Source organism: Pedobacter kyungheensis (assembly GCF_000812965.1).
Taxonomy (GTDB): Bacteria; Bacteroidota; Bacteroidia; order Sphingobacteriales; family Sphingobacteriaceae; genus Pedobacter; species Pedobacter kyungheensis.
Genome location: NZ_JSYN01000020.1, coordinates 16564 through 30760, shown reverse-complemented (window position 1 = coordinate 30760; position 14197 = coordinate 16564). Strand labels below are relative to the sequence as shown.

Here is a 14197-nt window from a genome sequence, read left to right as displayed (position 1 = left end):
GGCTAAACTTTTTTAAAATAACTCGCTCGTGCCTAAATGGGCATTAACAATACGGGTAATTTGCTGACCAAGTTCTTTTGCATTGCCTATGCCCACGCTTTTTAATGCAGCCAGTTGATCGGTTGTGCGTGGCATCCGTTCGGCAATGGATAGCAGCGCCAGATCGGAAAGTACTGCATGGTCGGCTGTTCCTCTTTGTGTTGCAATGGTTTTTCGCCACTCAACCAGGTTTTTGTACACTAGTGGATTGCTAATTTCTTTGGGCTTGATGCTCGTTTTTACCTGTTTCTTTTCTCCAGACTGCTTGTTGCTGCTGGCATGCAGCGTATCGATATAGTTTTTAATCGAAAAAGGATTCCAAGAAATATGAAATAAGGCCAGCTTGATATTCAAGGCATCTTTGCAATCTTTCAGCAAGGTTAACAGCTTATCTGAATGGGTATCGTTGTAAAAATTGATGGCCACAATTCTGTCCATTAAGGCAATAACCCGTTGCAGTTTTGGGATGAAATAATCAGCAGCTTTTTGCAAACGCTCCATAAAAGTGCTTTCTGTAGCCGGATGCCCTGAGGTAGAAACTTTGGCATATTCTTTTACAATAAAGCTGCGGGCCACTTTAAAAATTTCGTTTTGCAGCAGCTGATTTCCCTGTTCATATAAGGCCAGGAAAGCGTTCTTTTCGTCCTTATCAATCAGTTTGGAACGTCCTAGTTTTTCCCAGTCTTTGGCCACCAGTGTAAAGTCGAGCAATTCGTGTATTAGTCCCCAGGCATATTGCTGGCTACAGCGTTCCAATAGTTCGGCTGTGGGTTTTTCCTGGTGACAGTTTTTGATGAAACTGATTACTTTGGCATCGGTAATGATGTTTGCTGCTGCTACCGGCGATTTCAAAATCAAACCTTCCAGACTTCGGCAACGGCTCAGGGCTACATAAGCCTGTCCATGCGTAAAAGCTGTACTTACATCGAGTATAGCCTTATCAAAAGTTAAACCCTGACTTTTATGTACGGTAATGGCCCAGGCGAGTTTAAAAGGGTATTGTGCAAAAGATCCGGTACTGTTTTCGTTTATTTTGTTGTCTTCTTCGCTGAGGCTGTATTTAACATTCTGCCAGATTTCTTTCTCAACTTCAATTTCGCGGCCACTATCTGTAAAGGCAACTTTAATGCTATCCTGACTAATAGCGGTTACTTTTGCTGCCTTTCCGTTATAATATTGCTTTTTACCCGATGAGTCATTTTTGATGAAAATAACCTGTGCGCCAGGTTTCAACTGTAATTTTTCATCGGTAGGGTAGGCATCTTTCGGGAAATCGCCGCTTACTTCTGCATCGAATTCAACTATTTCGCCATCCAGTTTTTCCAGGCAGCTTTTATTTATTTCGTTTACCAGCTGGTTGTGTGTGGTTAGGGTAATGTAATCGTCTTTCCATTCCTGGTTAAGTGAAGCATCGTAGCGTTCGTTCAGTTTGGCCAGTAAAGCAGTGCTCAGGTTATTTTCGCGCATGCCATTTAAGATATCCAGAAATACCGGGTCGCTTTGGCGGTACACTTTTTCCAGTGTAAACGTGAGCATTGGGGTCGATTTGAAAATCAGACTATCAAAGAAATAAGGGCTCTGATAATAGCTGCCCAATATGTGCCAGGCATCATGAAAGATGGGCGAAAGCTGATATAAATCGCCAATCATGAGTAGCTGAACGCCCCCAAAGGCACGGTTAGAGCCTTTTACCCTCTTTAAAGTACGATCTATAAAATCGATAATATCTACCCGCACCATACTAATCTCATCGATAATTAAAAGATCAAGACAACGGAGCAACCTGGTTTTCTCATCAGAATATTTAATCGGAACCTCTGTATTTTCATCAACCATCGGTACCAAAGGTCCAAAAGGAATCTGAAAAAAGGAGTGGAGCGTAACACCGCCTGCATTTATGGCAGCAACAGCTGTGGGGGCTACCACGGCGTAGTTCTTTTTGGTCAGTTCTCTGATTTTGCGCAATAGCGTGGTTTTTCCTGTACCGGCCTTGCCCGTTAAAAACAGGGGCTGATTGGTTGTGGCTAGAAAATCTAAAAGGAGCTGGTTGTCCGGATCGGGCGTATTCATATCTAATACAAAAATAGCCTATTCGAAACGGATTTGATAAAGGAGGGAAGACCGTTTTATCCACAAAATAGCCTGATTCGGCTTGTAGTACTGAAGAAAATACCTGTATCTGACTAATAAATCCATTTTGAAACTTTAAATTAAGGAGTTGAAAATGAGTTTGTAGCTGAAATAATTTGATTTTTAGTGAAAAACATTTTCGAAAATTGAATGCAAATTTGTAACATTGCACTCGCAAAAAGCCAAGGCTTTTTTCCGGGCCTATAGCTCAGTCGGTTAGAGTAGAAGACTCATAATCTTTTGGTCCCTGGTTCGAGCCCAGGTGGGCCCACCCTAGTGGGTAAGCACGTTTTTACGTCGTTTACCCACTTTTTTTTGCTTTGTAACTTGCTGGAAATCTGACTGATAAGAGTAACTATCTCGTTAGTTCTTGTGGTTCGATGTTGCGTGCCGTCAAAACTCAATTTTTCGGGAAAGATCGAACCAATTATTGTTCTTTTTAGAGGAGTTTTTCCGGTTTTATACAGTAAATGTAGGTTTGAGAGCACTTCAGCTGCATTTTTCAATTCCTTTTCGATATTTACTTTTGGGTCAGAAGCTTCAAACAGTTTTCTTTCCAAAACAACAATTTCTGACTCACACTCGGTTTTGATTATTTTGTAATCACCACTGGGGATTATCCAAAAAGTGGCCACCTGTTTTTAATCAAAGTGGCCACTTTTTTCGGTCTAAATTAACCACTTATTTCGCGTAAAAATGACCATTATGCTTATTTTAAGCTGTTTTAAGGCTTGTGAGATGATGGTTTGATTCAATGATTGTTTTTGTGTTCAAAGCTTCTCCAGGCTAGCGCTAAAGCGCTTAAAAAAGATTTTTTTTCTAGGTGTGCTTCCCGGATTTTTTATTGGTATGTTTTTAATGAAAACGTGTTGTTGAAACAGCCTGAAAGTGAATTTGACCTGCCTGGTTAGCTGTGAATGGATTTTGCAGAGCTGGAAGAGGAGTTGTTAGATTAGATTTCTCTTAACGGGGTTTTGGCAGGAATGGATATATTTGGGTCTGTTCTTAAAGCTATTCTCTCCTGATTTGGGTAAATCCCCAGGTGTACAGTTTGAAACGGAATCCGGTGGCTACTATTGCCGAAATCCCCACAGCCGCCCGGCAATCGAATTTGCATACTGTTTGGTACGAAACAGACTGTGTAGCTTCATTGGAATATGCAGGTAAGGCAAGTTTCGAGCAACTTAGAAAAAGATTAATACTGAAACTGGATTAAGCAACAAATTTAGGGAAGAACCAGTTTCGACAAAATGTACAGTAATGGCCATTATTGTTAACAAAAAAATAATCTTTAGAAGAGATTACCCCCCAAAATTTACTGTTATACACCCTATTTCTTCATCTAAATATATGGATTTTTGGCTTATTGACAATGTTAAACAGTCCTGTTTTTGCCTTAAGGACAGGTTTAAAAATAATATTATGGATGTGGGTTGAGATTGAATTTTTATTCTGAATTGATAATCTCTTTAACATTCTAGCCGGCGATTGTTATAACAAAGGCTGCAACAAAATTTAAAAATATAATAATCTAAATTCACTATATCTAAACCTTTCTCCTGTAAAAATCGTAATGGGGAATTAAAACGACGACTCATGATATTAAAATGCTCTACATCCAATCTTTATCAATATGATCCATCCCAAAACCAATAACGGGTATTTTACTGGTTCAGTTTAATTGTAAAATTTCTTCCCTTTAATCAATTCATAGAACATGAAATTAAAACTATTTCTAATGGCCATGCCATTGGCTTTACTGTGCGCGATCGGTAGTTCGATAAAAGCCCAACCCAAGGTGCCTGTCTCTCCAGAAGCTGCTGCACTGACTAAAATGGTAAACTATCCGGTCAATTTCAATACTGGTATACCTGATATCTCTGTCCCTTTATATACACTTCAGTCCGGAAACCTGAGTATGCCTATTACTTTGAGTTATCATTCCGGCGGGTTTAAGATCCAGGAAAAGGCAACCCGGTCAGGGATGGGGTGGTCGCTGAGTTCGGATATCCAGATAACCAGAAGTGTAAATGGCATTGATGACCTTGGTCCTGGGGGGTATTTGCAAAATAGCCTGATCAAGGTATTTAAGGATAATCGTCCCGATCTGCAATATCCGATAAGCGATAATGATGCATTGGACAACCATAGAATTGCATCAGGAGAGCACGATGGTATGCCTGATAAGTTCAATTATAAATTACTGAACAAATCAGGGTCTTTTTATTTTAGAAAGGATGAGGCTGGCAGTGGATATTCAATTGTTCCGGTACCATTTGACAATTTAAAGATTACTTATGTAGAGGGGGAATTCATTATTGTCGATACCGATGGAACAACCTATTACTTCGGTGCAAGAGGTCAAATGAATGTTGGAGACCGAGCTTCCAAAAATGTTGAGTTTACGGGTTTGATCAAAACTGCATTTAAATGCCGTAAAATCGAAAATGTCAATAAAACTGAAAGCCTGAATTTTACCTATGTTTTGAAGGCACCGGTGAAGTTTAATGGGATTAACCAGTCCATTGAATATTATACGAATGAAAATCCATGTGGAATGGATACTTATTACAGAGCAGACCAGATTGCAGGACCTTATCCTACATATGAAAGACTGATGTCCGCCTACCGCCCTTTTCGTTTATCGTCGCCCAGGTACATGGAACATCAGTCAAACGGAAGGTCTATCTTTCACTTCCCATATCTGGATGCCTCTAATAATGTTGTAGAAAAAACCTATCCCTCAGAGATTCCAAATTCAAATTTAAGCACGGTTTACGGTATTGCACTGGCGAGGATCGATTTTCGTAATGGCTATGTGGAGTTCAATGGCGCTGAGCAGCTGAACTCGATCAAGGTCAAAAGGCTGGATAATCAACAGGTAAAGTCGTTTGATTTTTTCCAGTCTGTAGCATTGCCCCAGAACATAGCCGGTTTCGGGGAAGCGAATGGAAGTGATTATTCGACGCGGTATCTGGATTCTATAAAATGTTCCGGTAGTACCACTGCATTTGAAACTTACAAATTTCTATATGGCAGTAAATTCTGTTTTGGCGATCACCTGCAGGGAAAGGATGCCTGGGGTTACCCAAATGCATTTACTGCGCAGGTAAACCAAAATATTGGTTTTACTTCTATTCCTGAAACAAAGATTACCCAAATGTTTTACAATTCCCCCCAAGACGCATGCTTTGGGAATGGGGTAAGCTCTGTATTTACTTTTGGTAGCTCCAATAGTCAGAACAAAAATGTTGAGGCTGTAGATGAACTCCCTTTGAATGCCGGGATGTTAAAAAGGATTATTTATCCGACAGGGGGATATGTAGACTTTGAATTCGAGGCCAACGCAGCCAGGCAGGCTGTAGGGCAGCAACAGGACTTGTATGCAATGACAGGTGGGCTCAGGATAAAGACCATTAGCCACTATGATGGAAGATCAACAAAGCCTGCAACTTACAAGTATTACCGTTATGGGGATATGGAAGATGGTACAGGTATCTTGATCAATTCTCCCTACAGGGAATATGATTTAGCGAGAAAAACTTTCAAGCCTTACAATTATAGTCAGGTTGTCGCATATATGGCGGGTCCTGGATCGACCAATATAGGGGAGGATTTTACGCCTATACCTTCGAACTGTGGTACTCGTGGCTGTATTCAGGTTAAGTTCTCAGAAAGAAGAACAACTTATATCCCTGCATCATCAACAGATTATACCTATCCGAATGGTGCACCTATTTACTACACCAAAGTAACGGAATATAATAATGACCTTGGTGGGATAACGGGTAAAAAAGTTTATAATTATTACTTGCCTGGACAGTTTTTGCCATATTCATTCAGTAGTGATGCGATGATAACAGGAACCAACATACCCGTCCTTCAAACAGACGGGTTGATGGGGGTGGAACGACTTATTGAAGATTATTCATTTGAATCCGGGAAATTTAGCCTGGTGCACAGTAAAGAGTTTACGTATTCAAAGTACAGTAAGACCGATCAGATTAGGGTAGTTTATTCTTATCCAAAGATGGATTATTCATTTTTAGATGGTTATCCCCTTGGACTTTCAGACGCTTCGTTGTACAACCTGAACAATTCGTTTAGTAACGCTTCCCAAAACGTTTACGATGTTTTTAATGCAGGGCAGTATGGTATCCAGGTGGCGAAACTGTTACTTAGTGCTGAATCTGAAAAATGGCTCAAAGGTGACGATGTAACCGTAAAGAATACTGTGTATGAATACAATAATTCGAGCTATCCCCAGATCAGTAAAATCATCACATCAGGAAAAAATAACGGGACGGTATCCAAAGTATTTAAATATGCCTATGATTTCCCGGGACTGGCTATTTGTGATACAATGAAAAACCGTAACATGGTCAGTCAGGTAATAGAGGAAATCAGCTATGCTACAAATGACAGTAATGTCCAGATCGAAACCTCACACTCAAAAACAGATTATGCAGCGTTACACTCAGGGATGCATGTTCTGCCTGTTACTTTGCATAAGTCGGTAGCAGGGGCACCATTGGAGGTAGCCATGAGTTTCGATCTTTATGACGATCATGAAAATGTGCTGCAACTTACCGAAAAAAGTAAGCTGCTCAAGACCTATTTATGGGGGTACAACGATCAGTACCCAATAGCTGAGGTAAATGGCGCAGGATATTATGAGGTTACCTCAGCTTTCAATGCCTCCCAGGTTTATACCGCGACTACGCCTGCTGAAATTAAGGCAATCGGCTCGAGTATCAGTACTGCCCTTCCACAGGTAATGGTTAGTACCTACGCCCATATCCCAATGATTGGCATTGCTGCTTTAACTGCACCAGATGGAAGATCGAAATATTTCAGTTATGATGATTATGGGCGTTTGGTTATGGTTAAAGATGACCAGGGCTATATAGTGAAAAAACACGAATATGTACTGGCTAAAACCCCGGCAATAGCAAAAACGCTTAATACCGTAAACAATCCCATGATGCTGACATTCAATCATGTTTATAGCGACAATGTAAGGCGGGTTGTAAATTCCGTTCAGCCAGCCGGAGCTTTTTTCAACCCAATTTCATCTCTTTCGGCAAATACTTATGCTGAGCAGAACCTCAATTCCTACTGGAGTTCGATGATTGTAGGGGAAGATTCCGAGGGACCGGAGGCAAATGTATTGTTGAAGCTTAATACCTGGCCATCTGCAAGCAACGTTCCAAGGGCGGTTTATGTTGACCTGCTTCAGAATAATTCAATTGTGGTGAGTAAGCGGATACCATACAACACGCCCACCAACAACTTCGCCGAGCTATACATAGCGCCTGGTGAGTATAAATTGGGTATTCGTTTCGAAGACAACTATAATGGAAGCCTTTCAAGGCTGGTTTGGGGTAGCACTGTATTAAGAAGTGGAGATCTGGTGAATTTACAGGCAGGGACAGAACATACCATAGTGCTTTTTAATGAATAATAGTTTGGTTCAGAAAACTTTCAATTTAATTCAAATGAAAAAAAATATAATCGCCTTTACCCTGTTTGCATTGTTGTTTTATGCCGGAGGTGAGGTTAGTGCTCAGCAGAAAAAGGAAGATAAGAGTAAACAGGATCTAAGGTCATTCTATAAGGCAACCCTTCGGGTAGATTCGCTGAAGGCCGGACAAGTGGAGAAAATCCAGTCGGATTATAAGGCGAACCTATTGGTTGTAGAACGGGATACTTCAGTTTCCGGACAGTTGCGCCAACGTAGGATAAAGGCAATGATGAATGATCGGAATAATAAACTCAGGGTAATATTGACTCCCCTGCAATTGGAAAAACTGGTATCGCCAGTTGAACGAACTGTGACAGAGCCAACAGTTAAGGATAATTAATCTTGGATGTCATTTTATTGGTGAAGTTATGAAAAAATTAATGCTCAGAATCCCGGCACTGATGTGTCTTGTAATATTCTTTTGCAATTTGAATACTAAAGCACAGACAGGGGCTTCCATGTCCAGTGCAATCTATATTGGCAGCTATAGCAGCAGTGGTGGCCCTGTTTTTACGGATAACCGCAACAGTGCTGCTTATGGAGGGACAACTTATACTAACAACATGGGGCAGTCCAGCCCGGAGGTATATTACCGCTTTGTTGTTACCAACACTGCAACGCTGGATTTCTCCCTCTGCGCAAGTGATTTTGATACTTATATACACATATTGAATTCCAGTGGGGCTGTGGTGACTTATCAGGATGATTCCCAGGATTGCGGGACTAAGTCTCACTTAAGTTATACATTGAGCGCTGGTACTTATTATCTGGCAATTGAAGGTTATAGCAGTAGTACCGGAACGATAGCGCTACAGGTGAGTTCGCTTGACTCGGGTTCCTCAACAGGGGTTCCCATAATCAGTTATAATGCGATAAATGTGTTTACTTTAAGTTCATCGGTGAACCTTTCACCTGTTAACTCAGGGGGCGCGGTCGCCGCAGGAGGGGTGACTGCAAGTACCTTTGCCGGGGCAAATGCTTCAGGTGTATCAAATGGTAGTGGTTCAGCTGCCTATTTCAACAATCCTTTGGGAACTGCTGTTGATCTTTCGGGCAATGTTTATGTTGCCGATGCAGGTAACCATTTGGTACGTAAGATCAGCCCATCCGGAGTGGTATCTACGCTCGCAGGGATAGGTTATGCAGGTTATGCTGATGGTACGGGTACTGCAGCACAATTTCAACACCCTTCCGCCCTGGCAGTCGACGCGTCCGGAAATGTTTTTGTTTCCGACCAGCAAAACCATAGGATACGCAAAATTACCCCTTCAGGTGTAGTCACAACTTTTGCTGGGAGCGGGTCTGCGGGTTCAGCCAATGGCATGGGCACCGCGGCCAGTTTTAGCAGTCCGATCGGGTTGGCATTCGATGCCTCTGGCAATTTGTATGTAGCAGATTACGGAAATCATAAAATACGTGTGATAAGTCCTTCGGGAATTGTGGCTAACTACGCAGGGTCAGGAGCGGCAGGTTCGACAAATGGAACTTTGTCTTCAGCATCTTTCCGGAATCCAATGGGACTGGCATTTGATGCTTCGGGTACTTTGTATGTAGCTGACCGTCTTAACCATTTGGTCCGGAAGATCAGCGGTGGAACAGTTAGCACATTGGCGGGAAGTGGTTCCATAGGATCGTCAAATGGTACCGGAACAGCGGCAAGTTTTAATTATCCCAATGGGGTGGCGGTAGATGTTTCGGGAAATGTATATGTTGCCGACCAACAGAACAATATGGTAAGGAAGATCACCTCTTCGGGTGTAGTAAGTAGTTATGCTGGTATGACATCGGCAGGAACGGTCAACGGCACAGGATCGGTAATCCGTTTCAATTCTGTGTATGGGCTCAGCATTGATGGTCAGGGAAATCTATTTGTAGCGGAAAACGCATCCCATAACATCCGGAAGGTAGGTCTGATGGTAGGCTATATGATAAGCCCTGCACTGCCACCTGGTCTGGTACTTGATGCGAACACAGGTATCATTAGTGGGGTGCCTAGTGCCCCTTCGCCCGCGGCAACATACACAGTTACAGCTTATAATAGTTCTGGTAGCGGAAGTTTCGCATTCAGCATCGCGGTTTCGGGATCAGCTTCCGAATCCACATCAGACTATAATTATATTTATACCTATACACCACGGACGCAGTTGACTGATGTAGCTTCACTTCCTGGAAGCAGTATTCCAAATGTCAACAGGAATGTCCAGTATTTCGATGGTCTTGGAAGAAAGATGCAGGTAGTGGATGTTGGTGCGAGCCCTTCTGGTAAAGATGTGATCCAGCCGCTTGTTTATGATGATTTTGGAAGGGAAGCTGTACAATATCTTCCGTATAGTGCTGCTGATGGGGTAGCAGGTTCATTCAGGACAAATGCGTTAAGCGGCGCTGGTGGATACGGGAATAGTGCACAAAAACTATTTTATGCCCAGAACGGATCTGATCACGTGATGACAGATTATCCATTTGCAGAAAGTAAGTTTGAAAAATCGCCATTATCACGGGTAATTGAACAAGGTGCTCCCGGATATAGTTGGCAGCCTGGCTTAGGACATACGATAAGAAGCGAGTTCACTGGGAATCATTATGCAGGCTTTCACGATCTGGCAATTATGCGTTATGATGTGCTGATTAATACTTCTCCAGGCCAACAGTATTTGCGGACTTTGTCGGCAAATGGAACGCAGAGTTATAGCGGGTTGCTCTTAACCATTACCAAGGATGAAAATTGGACGGAAGCAGATGGCAAGGAAAGGACTGTCTATGAATATAAGGATAAAGAAGGCCATCTAGTGCTGAAGCGCCAGTTCAATCAGCCTGCTGGTGGAACTTTGCAGATGCTTTCTACCTACTACGTTTATGATGATCTGGGCAATCTATGCTTTGTGCTTCCTCCAGGGGCAACACCTGATGATGGTGATATTAGCCAGGCAGACCTTGATGATTTCTGTTACCAGTATCGTTATGATAGTCGTAATCGGCTAGTGGAAAAAAAGATTCCAGGTAAAGGCTGGGAATATACAGTTTATAACCAGTTAGATCGGGTTACCCATACACAAGACGCTAACCAACGTGCATTGAGCCAGTGGAGCTGGATCAAGTACGATATACAGGGAAGAGTTGTACTGACTGGTGTCGAAAACGCCCAGGGTATTGGCCGTTTAGGCATGCAGAGTTATAATGATGGTGTTGCAGCTCAATGGGAGGGGCGTACAAGCTCAACACTAGAAGGGTATAGCCATAATACCCATCCAGAGGTCGGAGAGGAGTACACAAACGTGGAGTTTCTAACGATGAATTATTTTGATAATTATGATTTTCCAGGCTATAACAGTAGCTATGCACCCAGTGTTACTGTGAGCACAAGGACCAGGGGGATGGCTACAGGAAGTTTCACGAGGATTCTGGGCTCTACGACGAAGTTATTAACAGTGAATTATTATAATGAGGAGGGAAAGCTTAAGGAAACGGTGTCGGATAATGCAAAGGGCGGTAAAGACCGTACAGTGAATATTTATGCCTTTTCTGGCGAATTGCTCTCGAGTGTAAGGATGCATGAGGTAGGGGGAGCGGCAACCACAGTAGCTTCCAGTTATGGCTATGACCAGGTAGGGCGTAAACGCTTCACCAATAAACAGATCAGTAATGGAAGTTCGATAGGTGAAAATGTACAGCTCAGTGAATATATTTATAATGAGATTGGGCAAGTATTGCAGAAGAAGTTGCACAATGGGATGCAGGTTACCGGGCTGTCCTACAATGAACGCGGTTGGCTGAAGACGAGTATCAGCAATGAATTCAGCATCCAGTTAGATTATCAGGAGAATGGGGGAAACCAGTTCAACGGGAATATCAGCAGACAATTTTGGTCTCAGAATAATTCACCTACAACTTCTGCAAATATATTCAGTTATAGCTACGATAAACTTAATAGGTTGATTAACGGAACGAGTACAGGGATTGCCATGAGTGAGGTGATCAGTTATGATAACATGGGAAATATTAACCAGCTAAGCAGGGATGGTGGTCTGATGAACCAATATTATTATAACGGTAATAAGCTGGATCATGTGGATCATGTTACAGGGCAGTATTCCTATGATCCGAACGGTAACGCAACGATCGATGGAAGAAACGGCATGAATCTTAGCTACAACCTGCTTAATTTGCCTTCCGGCGCAAGCGGTGGAGGAAAAATATTGAATTATATTTACGATGCTGCCGGGCGAAAACTCAGAAAGGTTTCGACAGAAAACGGGTCGACAATAACAAGAGAATACGTAGATGGGATTGAGTATAATGGGAATAATATAGATATTGTCCGTACGGAAGAAGGTTTGGCGCAGCGGAATGGTGATAACAGCTATAGTTATCATTATAATCTTTCTGATCATCTTGGGAATGTGCGTTATACCTTTGATGTTTACAACGGCCTGATTAGGCAATTGCAGGTAGATAATTACTATTCTTTTGGGAAACGGAATAGTTTAGCTTTTGGGAATAATAAATATCTTTATAATGGAAAAGAAGTTCAGGATGAGCTGGCAGGACAGCTGGATTATGGAGCAAGGTTTTATGATCCTATTGTTGGCAGGTGGGCAAGAATTGATAACAAAGCAGAGGCATTTGAGATGGTAAGCCCTTATGTATATGCTGTAAATGATCCGGTGAACGCTATAGATCCGGATGGTAATCTTATAATTTTTGTCAACGGGTTCGTTCCTGGCGACTGGGCGAGACAAAATAATAATAGATATACATTGCCAGGTCTGGGATGGGGTGGCGGAGACTTGAATCCTAGGTATAGACCTTATCCCCCATCAAGGGAGTTGTCTAGTGGTTTTCCCAAGTATTTAGGCAAATCATTTGATTATTGGGGAAATATAGATAATGCATTTATGAAGGGCTATGATGATAATCATACTATGTACATCAATGCCTCCTCAAGTAATACATCAAAAGCAGGAGACCGCTTTGCGGAAGGTGAAGCTTCGGCAAGGAATTTGATATCCCAAATGGAAAAAGGCCAGATTACTTTGGGAAAAGGGGAAACAATCAAATTAGTAGGTCATAGTCAAGGTGCTGCTTTCGCTGCGGGGATGGCGTCAGTTCTTTCGAAAAATAAAAAATATGCATCAGTGCTTCAGGAGGTGGTTTACCTCGAACCGCACCAGCCTGCAGATTTTAGCCATCCATCAGCAATTAAAGGCACTCAAATATCTTCTTCGCAGGATATTGTCGCTAGTAAGAACTCGTATACTTGGGGGCATAAACAGATTTCAATTCCTCTTGGATGGGCCAAAGGGAAAACAAGTTTTTCACGGATCAAAGGTATTTCTGAGTTCATTGCTAACGACTCTCACGAAGGCGATAGCTTGGGTGGGCATTCTGTTGGTACAAATCTGGATGAAATAATTACCTACTTTAGGTCGCAAGGTGTAACCGTAAATATAAGATAATGCTATGATGAAATTCAAGTTATTGAAACCACTTTTTTTTATATTGATGATGTTTTGTGGATGTAAATATCATTCATCAAATAAAATGGAATGCTTTAGTGAGGAACAAAAAAGGCTTAAAGGAGCATCGGAATATCGTGATGTCTTGGGATCGGCTTCGTCTGTAATTTCAACACTAAAGAATCGGAATGGAAAAGTACTATTCGATAATGGCTGTGTCAATGTTTGTTCCAAATTGGACAGCGTAGTGTTTTTTAATGAGAAGAAAGACAAATGTTTATTACTTCTTTTGCAAAAATCAATCAGTGGTTTAGAAAATGATCAAATCCGCATCATTCAGGGCACTTTGGAGCAGAACCGATGGACGTTTTCATATGATCGCATGCCTGATGTTCCTGAAGTTACTTTCTCGGTTGCTAAACATGAAAAAAAGACCTCAAACATTAATGACCCTTTTAAAGTGTTATCCGATAAGGGAATAGAATTTGTTTTAAATGCAGGAACTACATTTGACGATAATTGTAAAATTGATGTGGCGTATTGGTTTGCAGATTAGATAACTAAGCTGAATTTTAATGTTGATTGACTGGGAAGGTTGAAAGACTCAAATGCTAAGAAGACAATTTACAGAGCTATGGATATAAAATCCCTGAGCAAACTTAAAGATGAGAAATTTGACAATATCGATCATTTCTACCAACTGAAGTCAAGTATGGCACTTGTTACTATTTACAAAGATGGTACGGCGACTGTGTTTCCTTCATCAGGAGGAGAAGGGCTCTATGCCCACGATATTAAATATCTGGAACCCATGATTGAATCTGGAATTTATCCCGTAAAAGGTGACGGATCATTCCTTGAGAAGGAAAAAGCTAGGATTGCTAACCTGAAGGAATCGATTCCTTTGTATTGTACACAGTTATCTCAAGAACTCGATTTTGATGTCAAGGTTAGCCTCGACCCGTTTTATCTAAAAGGACTATCGGCTGTTATCACCAAGAGATTTAATACAAAACGCAAAAACTACCCCTTAGCATCTCCCTTGTCGTAA

7 protein-coding genes and 1 tRNA gene are annotated in these 14197 nt (G+C 41.7%); 7 read left to right on the top strand and 1 reads right to left on the bottom strand.

What is annotated here, in order from left to right; genetic code table 11:
• Positions 1-12: 12 nt before the first annotated feature.
• Positions 13-2109 (bottom strand): HRDC domain-containing protein, encoded by a 2097-nt coding sequence (locus tag OC25_RS16765; protein WP_052266265.1) that lies wholly within the window; start codon positions 2107-2109, stop codon positions 13-15.
• Positions 2110-2366: 257 nt separating this feature from the next.
• Here OC25_RS16765 and OC25_RS16760 point away from each other — a divergent pair.
• From OC25_RS16760 to OC25_RS16735, 7 genes are all read left to right on the top strand, one after another.
• Positions 2367-2440, top strand: a tRNA-Ile gene (locus OC25_RS16760).
• A gap of 780 nt (positions 2441-3220) precedes the next feature.
• Complete coding sequence (locus tag OC25_RS27970) at positions 3221-3385, top strand: hypothetical protein (protein ID WP_156131506.1); 165 nt, start codon at positions 3221-3223, stop codon at positions 3383-3385.
• Positions 3386-3886: 501 nt separating this feature from the next.
• Positions 3887-7633, top strand: a complete 3747-nt coding sequence (locus tag OC25_RS16755) for a hypothetical protein (RefSeq protein ID WP_156131505.1) — start codon at positions 3887-3889, stop codon at positions 7631-7633.
• A 34-nt stretch (positions 7634-7667) separates the two neighbouring features.
• Positions 7668-8033 carry a hypothetical protein gene (locus OC25_RS16750; protein WP_156131504.1) on the top strand — a complete coding sequence of 122 codons (366 nt, stop codon included), beginning with the start codon at positions 7668-7670 and terminating at the stop codon, positions 8031-8033.
• Between the two features lie 118 nt (positions 8034-8151).
• On the top strand, positions 8152-13146 hold the full coding sequence (locus OC25_RS16745; protein ID WP_039478374.1) for a DUF6443 domain-containing protein: 4995 nt from the start codon (positions 8152-8154) through the stop codon (positions 13144-13146).
• Between the two features lie 4 nt (positions 13147-13150).
• Positions 13151-13702 (top strand): hypothetical protein, encoded by a 552-nt coding sequence (locus OC25_RS16740; protein ID WP_156131503.1) that lies wholly within the window; start codon positions 13151-13153, stop codon positions 13700-13702.
• 78 nt (positions 13703-13780) lie between these two features.
• Complete coding sequence (locus OC25_RS16735) at positions 13781-14197, top strand: hypothetical protein (RefSeq protein WP_039478371.1); 417 nt, start codon at positions 13781-13783, stop codon at positions 14195-14197.